We start from the raw sequence: 22,823 nt of genomic DNA on the forward strand, positions 1-22,823 counted from the left end.
GTTTCTGTTGATATTTTTTTATTTCTTTATTTCCCTTATTTCGCTTTCTTTAATCCCATGACCACGTTCCAGTTCCTCCCGAATCCGTCGTCCGGCAATTTCGCAATACGTCGGTTCAATCTCGAATCCGATGTAATGCCGTCCCGTGCGGATGGCGGCAATGGCGGTCGTACCCGAACCGATGCAGTTGTCCAGCACCACATCGCCCTCGTTGGTATAGGTGCGCATCAGGTACTCTATCAAGGCTACCGGCTTCTGTGTCGGATGATAGAATGCTCCTGTCTTGTGTTCCTTGGGTATGGAAATGACAGAGGTCGGGTACTTGTCTTCGGCAACACGCACCGGAGCCAGTTTCATTTCACCGTAACAGCGGTTCGTGAAACCGTCCGTCTTGCGCCGTCCATGATTTTTCCGTTCCGGTGGACACGGCATCATCTGAGGATGATATACCGGCTGACGGTCGTAGAACACGATGATGTCCTCATGCTGGCGTAGCGGCATCCGGTTGGCATTCAGGTGACCCGTTACCCGGTCTTTCCGCCACACGAGGTTATACCGCCACATCCGGGGTTGCGAGAGCATGAGCCGCGCCGAGAAGATGCCCTGCGCAAAGAGGATAACGGGGCTTCCCGGCTTGGTGATCCTGCGGTACTGTTCCCACAACGCTTCGAGCGGTATCTGCCTGTCCCAGTGTACCGCCTTGTTGCTACGGTTCAACACGCCGTAAGGCAAATCCGCTATCACGGCATCGACACTGCCGTTCGCCATGAGCTTCATGCCCTCGATACAGTCCATATTATATATGTTGTCAATCTCTATCATGGCTTCCGTTTTTACTGTTTCTCACGTCCGTTCACCAGATAGACGAAAGTGCCGTATTTCAGCTTTACCTTATTTTTTTTTGATAGCTTTGCCGATGGCATTGCTCGTTTTCTGGTAGGCATTCGTAGCGGCTTGCATTCCCCATTGCGAGAGACTGTTGCCGTAACTGCCGGTATTCATGTTCAGATTCCCCGACACCGCACCGCTTGCCACATCCTTGCTCGTTTCCCGGAACTGGCTGTTCGGTACATAAAGCCCCTCCATGCCGTCCGTGTCGTAAAGGGACAGGCTGACCTTCACCAGTTCGTCCTCGATGAGAATGCTGGTGATGTTCCCCTTCACACGCCCCGACGAGAAGCCGCTCATGGTGGCATACAGATACGACCCTCGTTTGACCACGCACTCGTTGATCTCCACGTCGTCGAGCAGACGCAACCGCACACGCGAGCCGTCCACCGCTTTGATGTCCTCGTCGATAATGGCCTTTATCAGTTTCGGTTCACGGGCATTGACCGCAAGCGTATTGAAGTAATCCGAAGCCGTCTTTACCTTGCGTACCACTTCGCTGGGCGGTTCGTTCTCTGACGGGGCTTTTACCGAACGGCTCTCTTCCTCTATTTTTCCCTTAACCTCTATGGTTGCCGTCGGGGGTTGCGCCGATGCGGTACTGTCCGTATCGGTCGCCGGTAATACCTCATTGCGTCCTCTCAACCTTGCTTCGGCAAGGGCTTTCTCCAGTTCCGCGAGAGCTTCTTGCTCGCGCGTCTTGGCATCGGCAATTTGCGCTGCCGCAGCCTTTTCCTGCTGTTGCTCATCGAGCAGGGCGATGTCGTCCACCGTGTATTGCGATTCATATTCTTCCTTGTTGTCATCGGGTTCATCTCGTTCTATGTTATCCACTGCGGAGTAATCCTGTATCTTACCCCATGATTTGGCCATGTTCTCGTACTTGCTGCCTATGCCGTCACCGCCTTTAAGCCGGGCATCCGGCAAATCGGGGTTCAAAAACTCCGTTGTCTGCAGCGTCTTGTCCGGAATCTCCGCCGTTTCGGTCTGAAACAGGTCGAAGATGAAGTACGATGCAACCAGAAGCGGGATATACAGGACAGCCGGAAGCATATACTTCGGCTCCCTGAAATTGATTTTATCAAATATCTTCATCATACATCTTTTAATTGAGTTGTACATACTTGCCTTCAATGCTGCAGTTTTTCAGCACTTCTGCGTTTTCCACTCCGAATGCGATCAGGATGCTGCCGCAACCGGGAGAATCGCCGCGTGTTCCGTCCGGGCGGTAAAACCGGATGCGGTGGCGCAGGAATTTCATGCCCGTCGCTTTCTCGAAAATGACGTCCTGAAACATTTTGGAATCGCAACGGTTGAACAACAGCGCGATGCCGTTGCCGTGTTCCGCCAACTTTCGGACAAACTGTTCGATAAGGGGACGCGAGTACGGAGGATTGAGCCATACACGCCCTTCCCATTTCAGGGACAATCCGTCCATGTCCCGGTCATACATGACCTCGGCGGTCGGCCACAACGGACGGACAGGGGCGCAAGGGTCAAGGTCGAACCTGCCTAACGCTTTCAGCACCTCCTTCGGGGTGTACCATTCGTCCGACGAGCGGACTGATTTTTCAAATCGTGTATTCATAAGCACTCCTTTATTGCGGTTCATATTTCTTGTTCTCGTTCCGATTTTCCCTTATTTCACCCCCTTGCAGCCTCTTGTGTCTTTCCCGCAGCACCGAATCCTGCATTTCCGTCGCCGTGCGTGTCGGCCGGCTGTTGCGGTATGCCATCGTAATGCGATAGATGTTCCAAGTGAACCCTCCGATAGCGAAACCGAAGACGATGACCAGAAAAAGTATCCGGTGCGCGTTGGCGAATCCCTGTACCTTGGCGGCAGCCTTGTCGATACGTGTCGCTTGGGCGAACTTTCGTCCGGCGGACACCTCCCGCTCGTAACGGTCTTTGTATTTCGGATCGTTCTTGTCCGGCATCTTTTCACCGAAGAGCATCCGCCTGAATCCCTTGATATTCATAAACTCCGTTGTTTAGTAGTTGATCTTCGTTTTCTGTTCGATGTCCTTGTTCAGCAGGGTACGCCAGTTCACGATAAGCAGCCCATGCGGATTGTTCTCTGTTCGGGGTACACGCTTGAGCTGTCCTGCCGTCACCAGTTCACGCATCAGGATATTGCTCCGTCGCTCGATGCGCTGCCGTCCGTAGTAGGTGAACTCCATCTTCTCCTTGTTGAAAGCCACGCTGTCGCAATAGATGGAGAACACCGAACTCGTACCCAAAATGTTGGAGTAGAAACCCTTTTCCTTGAGCGTGTTGTATTGTGCCAACCCCGTCTCATCGACTAAATACATCGCTTTTTCCATCGTATAGCGGATATATTTGTCATCCGGCGGTAACGTGAAAAAATAATGATGAAACATCTCCACATGGCTTTTGGCTTCCACATCAAGCGTTTCGTCCATTGTCGTGCGATTCACGAGGATAGGCACGTTGCCGTCCAGCACATACACCTTCTTCTGCGCATCCGAGACCATCGTCCGGGCTGTCCAGATGCTTGACAAGCTGATGATGACACATCCCACGAGAAAAGCGGTACAGATGATGCCCACCAGTCTGATTTTGTTTTCCAAATTCTTGATGACCATCGGTTATTCCCTTTTACCGTTCAACATCTGTACATATTCCGTGTGCAGCATGGGTATGACCGCATCCCGAAGTTCCGTCAAAAGATTCTCGAACTCCGCCGAGAATATCTCCACGTAATAGCCCTGCATCTCCACATGGACAAGCACCCACCAGATTCCTCTTTTGCGCTTACCAGCGTTCCGCTGCAGCAGGGCAAGACGCAGCTTGTACGTTAGGTACGTCACTAAGGGGGCGATGTACCGGTCGTCGTACTCGAAGGCTTCGTCCAGTTCTTCATACTGCGGGTCGATGCGGTGGTTCTCCGCCACCTCGCAAACCTCTTTTCTCGCTCGTTCCTGTGCAAAGGACATAAATTTCTCATCCTTGCACCAGCTTTTGATTTTCTCTTGCAATTTCATGTTGTTATGATTTTTATTGGGTTTATATTATCTTTTGCGGATTATCTCATGATGCCGCCCAACCCTCCGGTTGCCGTCATCTTCGCCTGCTGTGCCACGCCCTCGCCGAAGTTTCGGGTAGAGAATGCCGTGTCGCCCTCCGGTATCATCCATGCCGCCAAGTCCGGAACAAGGTTCAGGCACTTGAGAGCTACAATCGAAGCCGCCATCAGGTAGCCCGCCGAGAAGAACGAGTTCTGCAGGTAGGCGGCCATCGTCTGCTCGCTGGCGGTTATCGCCGTCAGGTTCTCGATTTGGATGCACAATACAATGTCAAAGAGCAGCAGCACGTAGAAGCCCACGAAGTAGAGCATCGCCCCGTAGAAATGCACCGTCAGATAGCGTGTCAGCCACTTCGCCCAAGCACCTTCCCATTTTGGCAGGATGCTGAACGCCCACTGTATCGGCCCGAAAATCGTCAGCATTCCCAACAGGATTTGTTGGCAGTAAATCGTAGCCCACCAACCGATTCGGAACACCACGAGGGCAATCAGCATGATAATTTTGTCTATCCCCACGATGACACCTGCCGTCAAAGACGTGAACCACAACTTCGCCGCATCCTTTTCCATGTTCGTCACTTCGTCCACACCGGTCTGCTCCATTGTCGCCTCTATCAGATTGGGATCGGATGTGCCTGTGTGGGCGACATCCGCCTGTGCCTGCAGGTTCGTGTACATCGTGTCACGCACATGGATGAGCTGCTGAACTTCCTCGAACCTGTCCGATATCTGTGAAGCTTCGGCTTCATACAGGTCATGGGTGTACGAACCTATGCAGTTAGGGATGTAGGACAGGAAATCGAGAAAACACCAGTTGTTCCGGCTCCCCGCCATACCCGTGTCCGCAGGCGGATACCACCAGCAGATGATAATCGACACGGCAAGCGGCCTAAACAGCTTCATCACGTCCAACGGCTCGTGCTTTACCATCATCTTGTAGGCGATACCTGCCGCCATGACGATGGAGAACAGTGCCGCGAGTGCCATGCACATCTGCAATATCCACCAAAAAGGTCCCTGCGCACCGGTAAAAGTCGCGTCAGTCAGAAACTCGTTGGTCTGAAAGATGACATCATCTATTTCCTCCTCCAACAGGTTGATGCCGAAATCCGAAAGTATATCTCCGTTTGCCATAGCCCTGTCTTTTTATTTCCCTCTGTTTACACTCTCGTTGTCATCTTCGCCGTTTCCGTTGCTGCCCGATTGCGAACCACGCACCGCAAGGCGTGATTCCTGCCACCGGCTCATGGCATTGCGGACAATACCGCCTTTATGCAGGGTACGGTTGTCCGTTGCGTTCAGCAGTGCATTCGTCACCGTTGCGTTCTGACGCTTGGCAAGGTAGCCCACTAAAATCTCGTTCTGCCGTGCCACATCCTCGTAAATGCGCAGATACTCCTTCTTTCGCTGGGCATTGGGCATATAGGCGTCTTTCGTGGCTTTGATGGCACACTGATAGACGTGGTAGTATTCCGTCCACCGTTCCTTGTCGGCCGGAGTGCCACCGGACAGGAGAATACGGTCGATGTTGCGCCGGAACCGCTCCATCTGTCCGCTGACCTTATCGCCCTCGGCAAGCCATGCGATGTCCACCTGCCGGTCGGCAACGTTCAACGCCTCGACCTTCGCCCGCTTGACCAAGGCCGAATCAATGGCTTCCGCTTCGTCCACCTGGTTGTAGAGATTGATACCGGCAAGCGTGCGGAACGAGAGCTTGTTTTTGGCCGCTGCCGACTTCTTGTATTTGTTGTGCAGCACGGAATAATAGAGGTCGGGCGAGAGTGCGCCCGTACCGGTCTCCATGACCGTTACCTGATTCTGCTTCGGCGAATCATGGTTGTACGTTACATACTGTGCGTGTACGGCTGTCGTTACGGTGACCGCCACCGCCATGAGTAATAGTTTTCTGTTCATATTCTTCTCTTTTTGTCGTTAATAATCCAGTCTTCCGGCTCCGCGCCAACGCCCGAAGGCGTCATCGAGAATCTCCCGCATGGTGCGGGAGCGATATACCTTTGCCTTCCAATAGCCGATACGCACCTGTATATACCGCCATGTCTCGAAATACGCACGGTTCAGATGCCGCTCGATGTTGTCCAATGAGCGGTTGATGGCCTCCAACACCATCAGCAGGTCGGAGGTCGAGCAGGCTGCCGCTCCGGTGGCATACAGCACGAGGTCGCTCACGGACTTGTAGAGCTGTTCCCCCTCACGGGCAATCGCCCTCAGCCCCCTCGCATTGATGGAGATAATCAGGGTATCTGCGGATTCGATGCGTCCCCGTTTCAATATCTTCGCATTGAAATCCTCCAACAATGATTTATAGTCGCCGATACGGTCGCTGACCGATGTGTAGGTATTCTTGACGTTCAGCACCGTGCGCAACGACTGGTACATGACGTCGATGACATCGAACGCACGGGTGTACCGGTCAAGGTCGATATTCAGCTCTTTATAGCCCCCGACTTCCTTACAGCTGTATTCGTGCAACAGTTTGTTGCTGTACTCCAAGGTACTGCGGGCCAACAACAGGCTGCGCTGCTTCTTGTGGTCGTTGATGTAGGCTTCGACGGAGACTATATCGAAAGTCCACTGCGCCTTGGCGATACCGGGCAGCAGGAAGAGCAGCAATGCGGCTATCCGTAAAATGCGTTTCATGGCCGCACCTCCTTTCCGCCGTTTCTGCCGCCATCGTTCCGAAACGTCCGTGCGCTCTCCACCCAGCGGTCATGGCATTCCTCCACGAGCGTCAGCCTGCGGCCTTCGTCCGTGTCCAGTCCGGGCAACACATCCTTCATCACGTCAAGGATGCTCCGCTTGTAGTGCATCATCTTTTCCAGCGATACCAAGTCGGCGTATATCCTTGTGATTCTGCTGTCCACCTCCCTCGCGATTTCGAGGCGGTCGCTCGACCACAGCAGATGGTACACGTCGCCGGACGGAGTTTCCTCCAGCGGTGTGCTGCGGGCGTATTCCGTCGTGATTTTGCAGGACGGGTGTTCACGGGCGATTTCGGCGATGCGGTCGTTCACTAATTTGGTTTTCTCCGCATCCGAAAGCCCCGGATCGAGTGTCAGCACATCGGCGACGTGCGTGTCCGTATAGACCGAGGTCAGTTCCCATTGGATTTGGATGATGGCACGGTGAATCTTGATGCCGAGAAAATATTTCGGCTTGCGGGCAATCGAGACCGTAGCCTTGAATGTGATGATGCCGTTGATGTTCGGCATTGTCGCCTTGCGCACATACGAATAGCCGTTCCACGATCCGCCGTCCTGCCATGTCAGGCCGTAGGCAGCCTTGCAGTCTTGCATGATAGCTGGAATGCGGTAATAGTCATCCGTCGCTACGCTGTTGTCGTCTGCGGCTTCCGACTTCGCCTGAGCATAGTCGGACTGTTTCTTCTTCCACTCCGCGAGTTCGCCTTTCAGACGGTCTATCCGTGTCTTGTTTGCATTATACTGCTGTCGGTAAGCCGCCGCATCCTCAATGCTCGCCGTACTGATTTTCTTCAGCAGGACAGCGTTCTCGTTTTCCAATGTCCCGATTTGCGCTTCAAGATTGGCCGCTTGGCTGTTTGCCTCGTTCAACAGCGCATCCAGTTCCGAAAGGTCGAGGTTGTTTTCCGTCACCGAGGTCTGCATGGCGCACTCCTTGGTGTGGGCATTCAACGAGCTGCCGCATTTACGGCACTTGTATTGTGTCGAGCCCTGTCCGAGCGTAACCCCGTCGGAACAGGTCACGCTGATGGTCACGCTCTCGCATCCCTTCAATTTGGCGGCGTCCGTTGCTTGGTAATAGTTCCGCGTACCGGAAGATATATAATAGGTGTAGCCGTCCTCGTTTTCGTTGAACTCCGCAAGTCGGACATTCAGTTGCGCCCGAAACGTATTCAAGTCCATCGAGTAGGAATCGAAGACTTCCTCATAGACAACTTCTTCCTTATTCCAGCTTTTGCTCACATGGATTTCGTATGCGTATGCCTTTTTGGTCTGCTTGTTTTTCTTGCTGATGATATAGGCACTCATCCAATAGTTGATGCTGTAGCTGAACCCGTCGTTCTGGTTGTTCAACTGCTGCACGCGGTTTCTTGACCAACCGGCATATCCTTCCGAGTTGGCAAGTACCTGTTCCCGTTGCGAGGCGTTGGGATAGAAATTCGGGTCGCTCGTGTTGAACCGCACCCATGCGCCCCCGTTCAGGATGCTGTTGTCGTCCGTCGGAGGATAGTAGTCGCACAGCGATACGCTCCCTTGGTCACGCCGGGCAATGTACCACCGCTGCGTGTAATAGTTCCCCATCGCTTCGTCCAGGTAGTCGGTCATCCATGCCGTGAGGTTGTAGTTGCTGAAGTTGAACAGACCGGCCACGTTGTCCGGACCACCCACCATGTCAATCAGCAAGCCGCCGATGTCATGTTCCGCCTGCTCGAATAGACTCCCGTAGTGTTCATACAGGTTGCCGATTTCTTCAACCTTTCCGCCCATCAGGTCATGGAACGAGCTGCTTTGCAACAGGGCGTCACCGAGATTGGCAATGCCTGCCGTTGCAAGGCCGACACCCGTGTTATAAAGGTTGTCGAGGTCGCTTTTCAGGTTCTCGTGCGTGAAGTTGCCCGGTATGTGGGCGAAGTTGTCCATCATCCGCTGCCAGTCGATGTTTCCCGTTTCGGAGAGCTTTAGCAAGGGGGCAATCTCCGGATTGATTTCGAGAAAGGCGATGTCCGAAAAGGTCAGCGTGCTGTTGGTCACCACGCTCTCGAACTGCATACACAGACTTTTGGTATCGTCGCAGACTTTCATCAGGTAACTGCCCCAATAGATAGCCGTTTGCGGCGAATGGAGCATCTGCTTCGCCACCACCCATATCTTGGGCATGATTTTCTCCGCCACCATCCGGTAGATGCGCCGGTAGTAGTAGTTCTCCGTGCGGCTGTTCCAGATGCCGAGGTCGCTCAGGGCTTTATGCTCCAAGAACTTGGCCGCGAATATCCCGGCGGTAGCGACCTCCGCTGCCGTGTAGTGCTTGAGGATGTCATCGACCTGCTCCCGGTAGTACCCTTCGGCGACCGCTTCCGTACCGAAGGCGGCCACCATCGCCGCAACGGTACGGGTGTCGTAGTTCACGCTGTAATACTGGGCGTGAACCGTCTGGCAGAGTGCGACCGAGGCGATGGTCAGGATAAGGAGTAGTCGTTTCATGGCTGCAATGCTTATTTGGATTCATACACGGGACGGAGGTTGAGCACACGCCCCGTCTCGTTTACTTTTTGTGCAAAAGGCAGGGACTTCCCGATACCGCTGGCATCCCAGTCCCGGCAATATGCCTCGATAGCTTCCTGGTGGCTGCACCGAAGTTCCTTCTTGTAAAGCTTCAGTGCCTCCTTTTCCGCCCGTTCGGTCGTGTAGGTCATGTAGCACTCGTGCGGCTCTTCCACGCCATACACGCCGCTGGTCGTCCCCCGGCGGATGAACACTTCGCGGAAGAAGCTGCGCCCATCCTTGTTCTCCAAGCGGTTGATGGTAAATATCTTCTTGCAATCCACCTCGGTCAGACCAAGAATCTTTCGGATTTCGTCAAAGCGTTCCTTGAACTTGCTTTGATCCAGCAGCATCACCACGTCCGAGTTGTTGATGATGGCCTCCTTCACGATTTCGCTGCCGATGATGTCCTGTATCTCCTGCGTCACCACGCCAACAGAAGCCCAAAATTTACGGGCGGTCTTGTACATGAACTTGATGTATTCCGCCATGAGCGGGCTGGCAATGGCCTTCCACGCTTCCTCGATGACAAGGACTTTACGGTTCTTCTTGATGCGCATTTTCTGCAGGAACACGTCCATGATAATCAGTGTGACAATGGGAAACAGTTTCTTATTTTCCTTGATTGCATCCACTTCAAAGACAATGAATGTCTCGTCAAACAGTGCCGAATCCACTGTCTCGTTGAGAATTTTCTCATACGCACCGCCCTTGTAGAACGGCTGCAGCATGGTCGAATAGGTCGAGTAGCTGATTGTCGTGATGTCGTTTTCGGTGCAGATCTGCTCCAGACGGTCGAATGAGTAGTCAAAGAATGAGTTGAAACTCAGCTCCGTCACTTTGAGGGCCGCCCGCCGTGCCTCAAGCACCTCTATCTGTTTGCGCACCATCTCATCCACCTCTCTGGGTGGTTTGTTTGGGTTCTTTCGGCTGGCCGCCGCAAACAGGTTTTTCAGCAGTACCTCCCGTTGCTCGTCGGTGTATCTTGTAAATCCGTTGAAATAGGCATCATAGTAGTCTATGATTATCTGCTCGACAATGCGGAACTCAATTTCGGGGATTTGGCTGTCCGACCCTTTCCAAATCATCAGGATAAGGTTCTTGAGGAAGTCTATCTTCTCGATGTTGTATTCCTCCCGGTTGATGCGAAACGGATTCATCGTGATAGGCCGTTCTTCGGTATAGCTGATATACTTGCCGCCCAGATACTCGCACAGTCCCTCGTATGAGTTTCCCGTATCGACCATGACCACATCCGTTCCCTGCTCATGGAGCTGGCGCACGACCGAGTTGATATGAAAGCTCTTGCCACTCCCAGAAGGCCCCAGACAAAAGAAATTCGAGTTGTCCGTCAGCTTGTTCTTTCCCTCTTTTCCCGTGATGTCAATAGCCACCGGCACACCCTGACGGTCGGTGTAGTAAATCTTCAGCGGTGTTTCCTCGCTGTGCAGCACGCGCTCCTTGTACATCAGGCACATCGCCGCATCGGAAAGGGTCAGGAAACGGTCGTATTCCTCATTGAGCGTGTAGCAGTTGCCCGGAAACGAACCGACGAACAGTTCCAGTTGGTTGTACGCCCGCTTGCTGATATGGATGCCCATGCGCCCGAATGCGTTTTCCAAGTGGTTCGTACACTTTTGCAGGTCTGCACCGGCAGATACGGCTACCACCATGTTGAAGTGCGTATATACCAGTTGCTTGCTTTCACGGGCAATGACCTCCTGCACACGCTTGATGTCCTCGACCGCCATCTGGTTGTTCGGGTTCGGAATACTCGCGTGGCGGTTCTTCTTTTTGTCGAGCATCGCCAGTTCCCGTTTTTGGTTGGGTAGGAAGATGACTTGGTTATAGACCACCGTCTCGGCGTCCGGTATGTTGTCCACCACCGAAGCCAGATCGACCGGCATTTCCGTGTTGTTCACCTCGATGTTCGTGTACGGACGTATCATCGAGGGCAGTGCGGCACAGTCCACGTCCACAAGGCTGTACACCTTGCAGCGTTTGTCGCCCATCGACACCGTTTCATCGTCCGCCTTGAAGTTCGTCATCGACACGGTGCGGTCTTTGAAGTTCATGGCGAAGTAGCGGTCGACATACTCGCTCGCCTCGGCTTTGTTCAGGAACCTGGCCTGTACGCCGCTGTCATGCAGTTGGTCATGCACCTTGCGGATTTTCACGAGGAAATCGCGCCACTTCTTGTTGTCGAACGAGAACAGGCGGCTCTTTTTCGCCTCCTGCGTGATGGTCAGGTAGCAAAGGCTGTCCGTGTAGGGACGCCCTTTGAAGTAGCGGAAATACGACGCCGACAGGAACTCCTGCCCGTCAGCCGGTTCGCTTGCAAACTGTTTCCTGACGAAGATATCCTGCTTGTGGATGGCGTACCCTTCGCCTAAGGTCTGCGCAAGGGCGGTGAACAGGTGCGTGAAGTCGTAGTAGCTATCTATGTCCGCCGAATATTTCTGTACCGGATTCTCTATCTTAAGTACGGCGGAATATTCGCCGGTCTTGGTGTACAGCACACCCACACCGTCCGTTTCCTCCGCTGAGAAATAGATGTCCTGAAAGATTCGCTTGCGCTTGCCGCCCGTACCGAACGCATAGACCGACAAGGCCATACCCGCGCACAAAGCGACAAAACATAAAATGATGTATAGGGTCATTTCGATATACGTGTAATTAAATAGGGGCAGGTTCGCCTTGCTTCAAGACAAACCCGCCCGCGTTCAACAATCAATAAAGCCATGCACATTGCCGTGATGGTTTTTCTTTCGTCAGATCTTGCGCGAGTGGGCATACACATACACACCCGGAGCGACCTTCTTGCTATGCAGTCCTTTCCGCTGTTTGAGAAGGATGAGCACGATACCGACCGATACGACGGTAGCCAGCACGACAAGCCCGGCAATGAAACCGAGCAGGCAGTAGGCGGCGACAAAGCCGACAATGGCTCCGCACGTCGTCACCGCCGCCCAATATATGTACCGGCCTTGGATGCCCAAAAACTCAAGAGGCCGTTGCAGTCCCTTGAACAGCGGATAGTCCGGATAGCGTTCGTCCTTGCTTTTCATACTTATCCTTGATGTTTAAGCGGCAATACCGAAGAACAGAGGCAACGCCTTGGCCGCCGCAATGAGGAAGATACATGCTCCCACGACCATCATAATCTTCTTCTTGACGTCCTGCTCCTCGTTGTTCATGGCGATATATACCGAGATTGCACCCACGATGGCCACAACGCCGGCAATGGCGTAGCACAATTTCACCATAATAGGCACATACTTGGCAATCTCATCGGCGACAGTGGATAATGCGCTCGTACCGGCGGAATAGTCGCCTGCGGAGTTCTGCGCTTTCGCCACCATGCCGGACAGCAGCATGAAGGAGAACATCATTACTTTGGTAGGGATTCCGTTGACGAATCCGAATGCCTTGCGGCACAGCTGTTTGGTTTTCTGAAACATACGTTTACTTTTTTAGTGAATACTTTATTTGTCTGCGACCTGATACAAGTAAGGTTATATGCGGTAGCCGAAGAAAGCCGGGAAAACATAGAATGCCCCGATCAGGAACAGGCACGCGCCGACAAGCGTCATTATCGACTTGGTGATGCCGTCCTCGCCCGTGTTCATCTTGATGTATATCTGACAAACGGACACGATGACGTAAACCCCGGCTATGGTGCAACAGATATACTGGACATAGAGCATCATCGTCACCACGAAGTCGTGCATCGTGGCCAACGCGTCCGCTCCCCAGCTATAGTTCACGCTGCCGCTTTTGGCAAAAGCCGTGTAGGGGAACGGGAGGCACAGCGCACATAGAATCTTTTTAGCTTTCGACATCTCACAACCGGTCTTGAATTGGGTTCCACTTTATTTCCGGTCGGTTGTCTAACCGTCCCTTGGAAATCATAGCCTTGTACATCTCCTCCGACGTGCGTGCGTCCGACAGGTAAGGCGTGGTCTCTTCCATCTGTTCCTCCGCCTCGGCCTTCAGCCGTTCCAGTTTCTCCTGCGCCGTTCCCGGTTTGTCCTTGATGTCCTCCTCAGGGGATGTTTCGGAAGAGGTAGCCGTACTTTCCGTCTCGTAGTTCTCGCTACCGATACTGAAGCCGCTCTCGCTTTCCGTGACAGCCACACTCTCTTCCTCTTCCGGTGCGCCGAGGTCGAAAACTTCCTCGTCCGGTTTGTCCGTCCCCTTTTTCCCGTAGAGGTCATGCGCTATGATGACGGCGTAGTAAATGATGTAGGCAACCGTCAGGACAATGGCAAAAATGAAATATGAGTTCATGTATTTAGTATGAATATTAAAAATTCGTATTAGTATGATTTTGCAAAGAAACGCACGAAATATAAAACCATAAAATAATTGAGCATTAAACATCTGTTTCGTTAATGAGATTTGTGTAAGTTTCAAAAATCGAACTATTAAATCGTACTATATTGCAGTCTCTATGGTGGGAAATGGAGAAATCGGGGCATAAAAAAAGCTCTCGTGGTGGAGAGCTTTAGGTGGCAAAAGAGAACATTGAATATCAGCGTTTCTTTCCGCGCAGGTAGTCGTTCAGGTCTTTGTATTCCGCATAGTGGCAAGATTCATCGCTGACACGTCCGCCATACATCCCGGCAATGGTCTCTGTGGTTCTCTGCCCGGCAAGGTCATTGTCGAGATAACAGTGAATGTCCGAATACTCCTGTAAACGTGCCAGCGTCTTTTTCAAATTGTTTACCGAGTTCATCACGAGGTAGTCGCATGGTATGGCAAGACAGACCGTCCGGTCGCCTGCCAGTTTCAGTGTCATATAAGAAAGAAAATCCATGAATCCCTCGAAGACACAGACGTTTTCCTGTGTCTCTTCTGTCAGATGTCTTATCAATGAGATGTCCTTGTTATTCAGGCATCCCTTGTAATAGGCGTTTCGCACCTCGTAACCGCCTGATATATTGCCGAATGCGAGAGCGAAGTAATGACGGCCTCGCAGTTCGTAATGCACCTCCTTGCAATACATACGGCTGATGTCCGCGTCGATAAGCCGGGATTGGAGGTAAGAGAACAGGGCGTGATGACGGAGTGGAATCACGATCACGTCTTTCATTTCAGCCTCCACCGGTCGGGGTGGAGCGGTCAGCATACGGGTTCTCGGTAGTGATGCGCCATTCACAAGCCTCTCTATATACGCCAGGGCCTCGCTCACGCAGTCCGTCCGGCAAATGTATTTTGCCAGTTCCACCAGGTCGCCACCGGTCGCCTCGCCGAAATCGTACCATTCATTGATGCGGTCATTCACTTTGAACGACGGGGTACGCTCGTTCCGTAACGGTGAGAGATACCAGTATTGTCCCGATTTTATGTGCTGCGTATGGTGACCGAGACGTGCCAGAAAATCCACGATACGCACTTGTTTTGCTTCTGCTATGGTCATGTCTTTTTTCTTTCACTTGGTTTCACGAAAATGGTTTAGTTTAGTTTTTTCCTATATATATAAATACTAAAGTAAACTAAATCATACAGGCCCGCGCCCGGCATCATTCTTCATCAAAAAGCATGGCCTCGGTAGGCGTCATGTCATAATAGAACAGCTTGTCCCGTTTGATGATGAGCTTGAGGTTGTCTATCAGGTATTGCATCAGTTTTATCATGACGCTCCGACCACGTTTGAACCCGATTGCCTCATAGGAGACCATCAGGCTTTGCAACAGGTTGTCGAATCCCCGGATAGGCTTTTCCCCGAAAGCGGCGGAGAGGGCTTCCCGGTGCTGTTCGATGCTCAGCTCCGTGAACCCCGTCCGAGCCTTGGGCTTCGGGGGCTCTCCGAACGAGTGTCCTTCCGCAATGACGGGCAGCCCAGTCTCGTTGATGGTGAACGCAAACGGCTTGAACTCCTTTTCCCGGATATGGAGCGCATGGACTTCGCTGATACCGGGATTCTCGTTGCTCTTGCTGATGACAAGCACGGTTTCCGCCTTGTTGCTCATTTCCGTACCAATGTGTCCCCGCACATTATTATCCCCTTTGTTCAAATGGAGTACACAATGGATATGCAGGTCGTACCTTGAAGACCATTCCATCATCCGGTTGATGACTTCCACCGATTCACCGGTGCTGTTGATGTCAAGCATCAGGTCGCGGATGCCGTCAATGATGACCAGCCCATAGCCTTTGTTCTGACGCAGCGCATAGTCGATGACCTCGACACGCACCGACGGCGAATATTCACGCAGGCAGAAGAAGTCGAGATTCTCCGGGTCGGTTGTCGTGGGCAGCCCGGCCAGCCGCAATATGCGCTCCAATACCGAGCGGCAATGGAAACGGCTCTGTTCCGTATCGACGTACAGAATCCGCTGTTTGCCTTCGGGCAGATGCGCACGGTAGTTCAACACTTGTTTCCCGGCCAATGAAGCGGCGACAAGCGCAGAGACATTAAACGTCTTCTTCGACTTTGCCTTTCCTGTCGATGCACTGAAATTGCCGAGCGTGGCAATCGTCGAGTTGTCTATCCAGATGATTTGCGGCGGGGTCTCATAAATGTCCGTTGCCTTGATTTGCGAGGCCAGAAGGATGTCCGACAGGCGGTGTTCATCCATTCCCATATCGGCTGAGCGGTCAGTCTTTCTTTCGTTTTCCATTGCGTCTCTTATTAAGGAACGGTTCTGTGGCGGCGGCTTCCGTCGCCATGCGCACGGCCTCGTTCACTGTAGGTTCATAATTCTGCAACAGCCATTCGTCCAATTCCTCCTTGGCGAAATAGACCATTTTACCGCGCGGTTTGTAGTGCGGTATCTCCTTGCTCGATGTGAGCTTGTACAGCATACTTTCAGAAACCCCGATATACATACAGGCTTCCTGAAACGTGAACACTCTCTTGGTCGTGAAGATGGTATTTTCCAGCAACGTGATACGCTCCAAGAGACTTTCGACCGGTTCCAATTTCTTTAGTACCGATTCGATGGCGGCGAGCCGTCCGCTCATCCGCTCCATGAATGTCATTCTATTCGGCATAATAACATGGTTTGATTTTTGACAATGGAGATGCAACCTCCGTTATGCAGCGCGCTAACGGAGGTCAAAGGTATGTCCGGTAAACGAAGATGCCGTGATTTGGGGAATGATACTATGCGCGTATCATTGCAACTCTCATGCTTTTACCTTTCACATACTTCGCTTCTTGTCACTTCCTGTCATTCTTTCAGCCGGTCAATGGTCTTTCGGATGCCGTATGCGACCGATGTCATGTTGTTCTTGATGGATGACAGCGCGGAAGACAGGGTCGATACCGAAACGGAACGTGTCCCGTCCTTGGACTGCAGGAATGCACCCTTGCCGAGAACATTCTGCCACCGGGACTGGATAAGCGAGTTTTCAAGAAGCGCGTCGAACAGGATTACCACACGGCGGATATTGTTCACTCGGATGGAAAAGCCTTTCTTACAGGCGAAAAGAGCCTCCATGTCTTCAATGCGTACAGAAACACAGAACAGATGATAAGTATTGGCACAAGCCACAATACTTTCCATCTGTTCCGGGGTAAAATCACAGCCAAAAGAAAGGGAGAGATCTGCCGGTCGGTCAATGTGGGGCGGACCGAGCGGAGGCAACGATTCCGAGGTATCATACATCCGTTTCAGCTTCATGCACTCGTCAAACGTGAAATTCGGCGTAGCAAAGCAAATCTGGACGAAACGGGCGTACTCGGTCAGCAGCCCCTTGACGATGTGGATGTTCATTTCGTGGCAGTTCCGGCAGGCCGCATGGTCGCAGTCTATGTACCGGTGTCCGTTTACGAAATCGTCCACATAACGGTGGTACTGTTTACCACCCGACACAACATCGTGGAGATAAACTGTTTTTGCTTCGGTTAGCAGGGCGAAAAGTTCATTCGCCACATCCTTCTCCGCAGCGAAGTGCTGCAGGTGTTGGCTCCCTCCAAAAAGAGAGAAGGCCGTCTTCAGGTCTTTTCATGTCGATTTACCTTTTTGAGTTTATAATATGTGATGAAAGCATTAACTTCGGTTGCGTTCACAACCGGAGCAATGCCATAAATTGATGTTTGTAAATTAGACATGAACCACATAGTGCCGTCAATTAGTGAAACAAACCGTTTACAAGATTCACTGCCTCGTCCTTCTTCTTGTTGATAATCTTGGCATACACCTGTGTCATTTTTACGTCGGCATGACCGAGCAACTTCGAGACGGTATATAAATCCGCGCCGAGCGTCAGCATCATGGTGGCGAATGTATGCCGGCTGGTGTGATAGGAGAACCGCTTGGAGATTCCGGCTGCTTTCGCCCAAGGTTTGAGCTGCATCCTGATTGTATTGGCGGACGGCAGGTCGAACACATTATCTTCCGATGATTTTCCCCCACGTTCCGGCATCCACTTCAACGCTTCAGGAGAGAGGGGCAGGTAAATAGGCTCTTTGGTCTTTTTCATGGACACGGCCAAACGGTACTGTCCCCGGTCAACGAACACGTCTTTCCATTTCAACTTGATTATATCGCTGATGCGCAATCCGCAGAAGCAGGAGAACAGATACGCGCATTTTACTATCTCGTATTCCTCGTGGGGCATAGGAGTGTCAATCAACGCCTGTACCTCTTCGATGGTCATGTACGACCGCATACTCTCCGGCTTACGGATTTTCTCCGACTTCTCAAGCTCGTTGAAAGGGTTGGCCTTCATCTTTTTCTTCCTGACGGCAGAGTTCAACGCACCGTTCAACGCACGGTAATAATTGTGAAGCGTGTAGTTTGATATGTCCTTGCCTTTCGGATGATATTCCGTCAACAGATAAGTGATGTAGCCCCGGCAGAAGTCCCCGTCAATCTGATCCAGTGTGACCATTTCTCCGGCATAGTCTTTCAGTATGCGCATGGCAATCTTGATTTGGTTGCCGTCTTTCTTGCCCGCACTCTCTTGGGCTTCCATGTAAACCTTCATCCAGTCCAACAGATAAGTCTTGTCCTTACGGAATACGATTCCTGCCTCATTGCTGGTCAGTTCGATAATACGTTTCGACTTGATGGCATTGGCGGCATCCATTGTCGCCTGATTCTGCCTACGGGCATTATTATCCGTCTCCGGGATAATATACATCTTGAGGTATTCATACGTCCGCTTTCCATCGCGGTATATATCCAGATATAGACTCTTGCTGCCATCGCTCAACGGCTTCATCCGAAGACGAATCGGCTCTTTGACTTTTGTATGATTCTTAACTCGTGCCATAGGGATTCCTTTCTCATTTTTCCTATTGCAAATATACGGATAAGTATCGAGATTAAGAAACAAATAAGAAACAAAATTGCACCAAATAAGAGCCAATTCACTGAAAGTACTGAAAACAACTGAAAATAAAAATAGGCTTATAAAACACTGATTTATAGCTTATTTATTATCACTTTATTGGGTGTTGTTTGCATTTTGTATATATACTGCGTAAATCTGGTAAATTGGAACTACGGAGACGATTGCGTGATGCTTATGCTATGCTTACGCATAGCGTGCATTCACGTACTCTCCGTAAAGGCTTTACCAGAGCCATCGCTTGAAGGTAGTGTGAATTGCACGCTACTTTTTTGCCCTTGCCTAATGAAAGGTAACGATTATGGGTAAAGTTCAGATTCTCGCCGTACTGACGATGGACGGATGTCTTTCTTCAGAGTTATATGATAAAGCACATCAGGATTTGTGCCTTGACCGTTGCGGTCTTGATGAAATCAGGAAGAAAGCTCTTTACCGTGTGACACCGGACTATTCCATTTCAATGCTGCACGAATGGAGAAAAGACGGCACAAACATCTGCTATCTCGCGGAAGCCACACCGGACACGGCAGACTATATAAATGGACTTCTGCGTATGCACGCTGTGGATGAAATCATACTATACACCGTTCCTTTCATATCCGGAAGCGGACGACATTTTTTTAAGTCGGCTCTGCCAGAGCAACACTGGACGCTTTCCTCCTTGAAAAGCTATCCCAACGGTGTATGTCGCATTATCTATATCCTTGATAAAAAAGCAAGATAACCAAAATGTGCGGCAAGCATACATTTCTATTTTCAGGAATAGAATAAATGTTCTGATTACAAACAATTTAAGTCGGAGATAATTTGTCCTTGTGAAAAAATACTGAATTTTACACCTCTGAAATCCAGCACTTTGTAAAATTGAGTGTTGGATTTTTTATTTTCTGCCGCGTTTTTTGCCAATTATATTCATGTGCGCACGCAGAAAACAAAGTGTAATTTTCAAAATTGACAGAACCATGAATTATTTCTTGCTGGCGGAAACCGACTTTTTCCGCCTGATAAACGAAGCCGGCGACTGCAATATGGAAACGGCATACACGGCTTTCGCCACCCAAGTGATCGAACTGTGCAACGGCGGCATGGACATGAACCTTACCGTCATCGCGCTTGCCTACATCGAAATCGAGTTGCAGCACCATCCCGTGCGTAATCTGTCAGAAGAAAAAAGAGAGATTGCCGCCTACGTCAGCAAGGCTCTGTCTTTCGTAAGAAAGATGCAGAAATTCCTTGCCACGCCTCAAGTGTCACCACTAATATCCGCCAATAACGCAACAGAAACCACCGCCAGCCTTCTTCAATGGACGGGCAACGCCATCGACCTCGTGGAACTTATCTACGGCATAGACGTGATGGGCTGCATCAACAACGGCAATATGCCGCTCAAACAACTCGCTCCACTTCTCTATAAGATATTCGGGGTTGATTCTAAAGACTGCTACCGCTTCTACACTGATATCAAACGCCGGAAGAACGAAAGCCGCACCTACTTCCTTGACAAGATGCAAGAGAAACTGAATGAGAGGATGCTGCGTGATGAGGAACTGGAACTAAAAAGACGGTAAGTATTTCTATACCTTTTCATCGTTTGAATGAAAAATCGGCTTATTTTTTGTCATTACATAAAAAAGTCTTATCTTTGCATCTATAATTAAGAAGATATGCGGTTCTGACCGTGTTCAACGATAACAGTACCCGTTTGGCATACCGTAAGATCTGCCGGCGGGTCATTCTTTTTTTATAACGGTATGGCAAATAAGGAATCACGTTCCATTGATGAACAAATAGAACTGCTCAAACAAAGAGGAATGCTTGTCGGCGATGAAATTTTCGCTGCCCGGCATTTGGCTCATATTAGCTACTATCGTTTGAAGGGATATTGGTGGGACATGCAGTCCGATAGAGCCAATCATCTGTTTCAGCCGGATTCCAAACTGGAAGATGTAATCACACGCTATTATTTCGACAAAGAACTGCGCCTTATTTTATTTGACGCCATCGAAACAATAGAAATCACGCTGCGTACAAAGATGATTTATCATCTTTCACAGTCCTACGGAGGGCTGTGGTATCGTGACCCGAGATTGTTTGCAGATGTCACTTTTCACACACAGCACCTCAAAGAGCTGACAGAAGAGTTTTTACGGAGCAATGAGATTTTTGTGAAAGACTACAAGCGAAAGCACCTTGTGACTGATGCAAGCGGTGAAAAGACGCTTGACGAACACCCGGATGCGTGGATTATATTTGAAGTGGCCACATTCGGCACACTTTCCAAGATATACAAGAACCTTAACCACCAACTGCCCGAAAAATCAGCAATAGCCAATGATATGGGGCTGAATCTGCACAATGAACTTTCGGGATGGCTGGAAGCCATTTCATATATGCGCAACATAATCGCGCACCATTCCAGAATATGGAGTCGGAATATGGTCAAACGGCCTTGCGAAATTCATAATCCGCGAATGACATGGCTTTCCCGTCCATTGACTGAGGTACAGCAGAAAAAACCGTTCTATGTGATTACGGCAATGTTATATCTCTGCAATGCCATAGACGAGGGGCATACGTTCAAAGAGAAACTGCTGGCATTGTTTGAGGAGTATGCGGATGTGCCCATCTACAAGATAGGCTTCTTCAACCGCTGGAAAGAAGAGCCGATTTGGAAATGAAAAAAGTGCCTGTTTACAGGTGCGGAAAAACAAAAAGAGAAACAATCAATAAGCCTCCCGAGCGCGTCGCAAGACAGCATACTTGGGAGGCGTTCTTCATTTTAAGAGGTGACGGAGATTTTTTTCCGCCACCTCTGATTTTTTTATTTCTGCTGCAACAGGTGCTTTAGGTTTTCGTCGCCCGCGATGCGTTCCAGTTCATCCTGAACAATCAGTTTCACCTCTTCCTTGATGCGCCGGTAGTTCGCCTGCACCGTCTCTTTCATGCGGTCGTTGCCGTCCTCGTCCGTGAAGTCGGTAATGACAGGGATTTTCTTGTAGGCACTTTCTTCCCGTTTCACCTTCTCGGCATCCACCACAATCTCACAGTGAAAAATCTTCTGTTCGATACGTTCGTTGAAGTTGTCGGACACCGAGCCGACAAACATACCCTGCGTAAGACCGGAAATCTTGCTCGGCGGGATAAGCGCGTCCATCTGCGTGTTGATGGAGGTGGAAACATCCTGCCGGTTGATGGAAATCGACTGCCGTTTCTGCAACACCTTACCGAACCGCTCCGATAGTGTCTTAGCCGTTTCTCCTACCACCTGCCCGGAGAAGATGTTACCGACGGTATTCATCACTACTTTCGCCTCCTTGTCCCCGTAGTCACGCACCAGCTGGCTGAAATCCTGAAAGCCCAGACACACGGCAACCTTGTTGCTTCGGGCGGTAGCTATAAGATTGTCCAACCCTTTGAAGTATATCGTGGGCAGCTCGTCGATGATGACCGACGACTTCAGCATCCCCTTCTTGTTGATGAGTTTCACGATACGGGAGTTATACAATCCGAGAGCCGCGCCGTAGATGTTCTGACGGTCGGGATTGTTGCCCACGCATAGGATTTTCGGCTCTTCGGGATTGTTGATGTCCAGCGTAAACTCGCTGTCCGACATCACCCAATAAAGTTGCGGGGAAATCATCCTCGATAGCGGGATTTTCGCCGACGCTATCTGCCCCATGAGCTGCTCCGCAGCCCCTCCAAGCCAAGCGTCCATGAACGGCGAAAGGTAGTTCTCCAGTTCCGGGTAAGAGGTAAGAATCGGGAAAATATCCTCGTACCGACGGTTCAGAAACTCGATAGCATGGGGAAACGTGCAAAACTTCCCGTTCTGATAGATTTTAAGATACCAGATAATACTGGCAAACAGAATGATAGGTGACTCCACGAAGAAGTCGCCCTGCTTTTGCACATCGGGTAAGTCAAGGGCATTGCTGCCCCCTTCTCCCCTAAGAACCGTACATGAGAGTTTCCCCTCATACGGCTCAAGCAACTCAATATTTCTATTTGTTGTTAGAAATCGGCTCATACTTTCAACATTTTCGTTTATTTCGCTTGTAGCAGTTGTTGTGGACAAGTTGCCGTACAATCGAACCACCAACAGATATTTCGTTGACGTTCCATGCTTTTGTACAATCTATTTCCTTGCCGCATAACGGACAATCCGGTTCTGCTTGTTCCATAAATATAAGAGAGACTTACGTCCCTTGAGAGATTCCCAGCATTTTGTTGCTCCTTTCGCTGAAAGAATATCATCGTATTCCGGGTCGAAAGGGTTTGCCTCACCTTTTGATTTTGCTTTGTACGGGGTATAATGTATATCC

The 22,823-nt window shown here is 50.7% G+C and carries 23 protein-coding genes and 2 pseudogenes; 3 read left to right on the forward strand and 22 right to left on the reverse strand.

Going from position 1 to position 22,823, the window contains the following annotated elements; genetic code table 11:
- Positions 1 to 18 precede the first annotated feature (18 nt).
- From HMPREF9007_RS23830 to HMPREF9007_RS23740, 20 genes and pseudogenes are all read right to left on the reverse strand, one after another.
- Positions 19 to 822, reverse strand: coding sequence for a site-specific DNA-methyltransferase (locus tag HMPREF9007_RS23830; protein WP_004301335.1), 804 nt, complete (start codon positions 820 to 822; stop codon positions 19 to 21).
- A gap of 11 nt (positions 823 to 833) precedes the next feature.
- Positions 834 to 1,983, reverse strand: a pseudogene (traM, locus tag HMPREF9007_RS23825) (conjugative transposon protein TraM).
- Positions 1,984 to 1,993: 10 nt separating this feature from the next.
- Positions 1,994 to 2,476, reverse strand: a complete 483-nt coding sequence (locus HMPREF9007_RS23820; protein ID WP_005944225.1) for a DNA N-6-adenine-methyltransferase — start codon at positions 2,474 to 2,476, stop codon at positions 1,994 to 1,996.
- Between the two features lie 10 nt (positions 2,477 to 2,486).
- A complete protein-coding gene (locus tag HMPREF9007_RS23815) occupies positions 2,487 to 2,867 on the reverse strand; it encodes a hypothetical protein (protein ID WP_004301338.1) in 381 nt (126 codons plus the stop codon).
- A 12-nt stretch (positions 2,868 to 2,879) separates the two neighbouring features.
- On the reverse strand, positions 2,880 to 3,494 hold the full coding sequence (traK, locus tag HMPREF9007_RS23810) for a conjugative transposon protein TraK (RefSeq protein ID WP_004301339.1): 615 nt from the start codon (positions 3,492 to 3,494) through the stop codon (positions 2,880 to 2,882).
- Between the two features lie 3 nt (positions 3,495 to 3,497).
- Positions 3,498 to 3,893 carry a hypothetical protein gene (locus tag HMPREF9007_RS23805; RefSeq protein ID WP_004301340.1) on the reverse strand — a complete coding sequence of 132 codons (396 nt, stop codon included), beginning with the start codon at positions 3,891 to 3,893 and terminating at the stop codon, positions 3,498 to 3,500.
- A gap of 41 nt (positions 3,894 to 3,934) precedes the next feature.
- Entirely contained in the window at positions 3,935 to 5,068 is a 1,134-nt protein-coding gene (locus tag HMPREF9007_RS23800; protein ID WP_004301341.1) for a hypothetical protein, read from the reverse strand.
- Positions 5,069 to 5,080: 12 nt separating this feature from the next.
- Positions 5,081 to 5,848, reverse strand: coding sequence for a DUF5045 domain-containing protein (locus HMPREF9007_RS23795; RefSeq protein WP_004301342.1), 768 nt, complete (start codon positions 5,846 to 5,848; stop codon positions 5,081 to 5,083).
- Positions 5,849 to 5,866: 18 nt separating this feature from the next.
- Positions 5,867 to 6,592, reverse strand: a complete 726-nt coding sequence (locus HMPREF9007_RS23790; protein ID WP_004301343.1) for a hypothetical protein — start codon at positions 6,590 to 6,592, stop codon at positions 5,867 to 5,869.
- Entirely contained in the window at positions 6,589 to 9,135 is a 2,547-nt protein-coding gene (locus tag HMPREF9007_RS23785) for a hypothetical protein (RefSeq protein ID WP_004301344.1), read from the reverse strand. The genes HMPREF9007_RS23790 and HMPREF9007_RS23785 overlap by 4 nt, the downstream gene beginning before the upstream one ends.
- A gap of 11 nt (positions 9,136 to 9,146) precedes the next feature.
- Positions 9,147 to 11,855: a hypothetical protein gene (locus HMPREF9007_RS23780; protein WP_005944216.1), complete on the reverse strand. Its 2,709-nt coding sequence runs from the start codon at positions 11,853 to 11,855 to the stop codon at positions 9,147 to 9,149.
- A 111-nt stretch (positions 11,856 to 11,966) separates the two neighbouring features.
- Positions 11,967 to 12,263: a hypothetical protein gene (locus tag HMPREF9007_RS23775; protein ID WP_005944213.1), complete on the reverse strand. Its 297-nt coding sequence runs from the start codon at positions 12,261 to 12,263 to the stop codon at positions 11,967 to 11,969.
- A gap of 15 nt (positions 12,264 to 12,278) precedes the next feature.
- On the reverse strand, positions 12,279 to 12,656 hold the full coding sequence (locus HMPREF9007_RS23770; protein ID WP_004301347.1) for a DUF4134 domain-containing protein: 378 nt from the start codon (positions 12,654 to 12,656) through the stop codon (positions 12,279 to 12,281).
- Positions 12,657 to 12,710: 54 nt separating this feature from the next.
- Positions 12,711 to 13,037, reverse strand: a complete 327-nt coding sequence (locus HMPREF9007_RS25655) for a DUF4134 domain-containing protein (protein WP_004301348.1) — start codon at positions 13,035 to 13,037, stop codon at positions 12,711 to 12,713.
- Position 13,038: 1 nt separating this feature from the next.
- Positions 13,039 to 13,485, reverse strand: a complete 447-nt coding sequence (locus tag HMPREF9007_RS23765) for a hypothetical protein (RefSeq protein ID WP_018452175.1) — start codon at positions 13,483 to 13,485, stop codon at positions 13,039 to 13,041.
- Positions 13,486 to 13,729: 244 nt separating this feature from the next.
- Positions 13,730 to 14,617: a toprim domain-containing protein gene (locus HMPREF9007_RS23760; protein WP_004301350.1), complete on the reverse strand. Its 888-nt coding sequence runs from the start codon at positions 14,615 to 14,617 to the stop codon at positions 13,730 to 13,732.
- A gap of 103 nt (positions 14,618 to 14,720) precedes the next feature.
- Positions 14,721 to 15,821, reverse strand: a complete 1,101-nt coding sequence (locus HMPREF9007_RS23755; RefSeq protein WP_004301351.1) for an AAA family ATPase — start codon at positions 15,819 to 15,821, stop codon at positions 14,721 to 14,723.
- On the reverse strand, positions 15,799 to 16,173 hold the full coding sequence (locus HMPREF9007_RS23750; protein ID WP_005944205.1) for a helix-turn-helix domain-containing protein: 375 nt from the start codon (positions 16,171 to 16,173) through the stop codon (positions 15,799 to 15,801). Before HMPREF9007_RS23750 ends, HMPREF9007_RS23755 begins: the two co-directional genes overlap by 23 nt.
- A gap of 200 nt (positions 16,174 to 16,373) precedes the next feature.
- Complete coding sequence (locus HMPREF9007_RS23745) at positions 16,374 to 17,078, reverse strand: hypothetical protein (RefSeq protein WP_004301353.1); 705 nt, start codon at positions 17,076 to 17,078, stop codon at positions 16,374 to 16,376.
- A 199-nt stretch (positions 17,079 to 17,277) separates the two neighbouring features.
- Complete coding sequence (locus HMPREF9007_RS23740; RefSeq protein ID WP_004301355.1) at positions 17,278 to 18,423, reverse strand: site-specific integrase; 1,146 nt, start codon at positions 18,421 to 18,423, stop codon at positions 17,278 to 17,280.
- Between the two features lie 379 nt (positions 18,424 to 18,802).
- Here HMPREF9007_RS23740 and HMPREF9007_RS23735 point away from each other — a divergent pair, with 379 nt between their 5' ends.
- The 3 genes from HMPREF9007_RS23735 to HMPREF9007_RS23725 all read left to right on the forward strand — a co-directional run bounded on the left by HMPREF9007_RS23735 (position 18,803) and on the right by HMPREF9007_RS23725 (position 21,179).
- Positions 18,803 to 19,225 (forward strand): dihydrofolate reductase family protein, encoded by a 423-nt coding sequence (locus HMPREF9007_RS23735; RefSeq protein WP_005680579.1) that lies wholly within the window; start codon positions 18,803 to 18,805, stop codon positions 19,223 to 19,225.
- Between the two features lie 238 nt (positions 19,226 to 19,463).
- A complete protein-coding gene (locus HMPREF9007_RS23730) occupies positions 19,464 to 20,069 on the forward strand; it encodes an RteC domain-containing protein (RefSeq protein WP_005796944.1) in 606 nt (201 codons plus the stop codon).
- Positions 20,070 to 20,252: 183 nt separating this feature from the next.
- Entirely contained in the window at positions 20,253 to 21,179 is a 927-nt protein-coding gene (locus tag HMPREF9007_RS23725; protein ID WP_005796943.1) for an Abi family protein, read from the forward strand.
- A 143-nt stretch (positions 21,180 to 21,322) separates the two neighbouring features.
- On the opposite strand, the gene HMPREF9007_RS23720 is transcribed toward HMPREF9007_RS23725, so the two are convergent.
- Positions 21,323 to 22,528 carry a TraM recognition domain-containing protein gene (locus HMPREF9007_RS23720; protein ID WP_128567762.1) on the reverse strand — a complete coding sequence of 402 codons (1,206 nt, stop codon included), beginning with the start codon at positions 22,526 to 22,528 and terminating at the stop codon, positions 21,323 to 21,325.
- Positions 22,529 to 22,532: 4 nt separating this feature from the next.
- Positions 22,533 to 22,823, reverse strand: a pseudogene (locus tag HMPREF9007_RS25660) (group II intron reverse transcriptase/maturase); the annotation flags it as partial.

Source organism: Bacteroides sp. 1_1_14 (assembly GCF_000162515.1).
Classification (GTDB): domain Bacteria; phylum Bacteroidota; class Bacteroidia; order Bacteroidales; family Bacteroidaceae; genus Bacteroides; species Bacteroides thetaiotaomicron.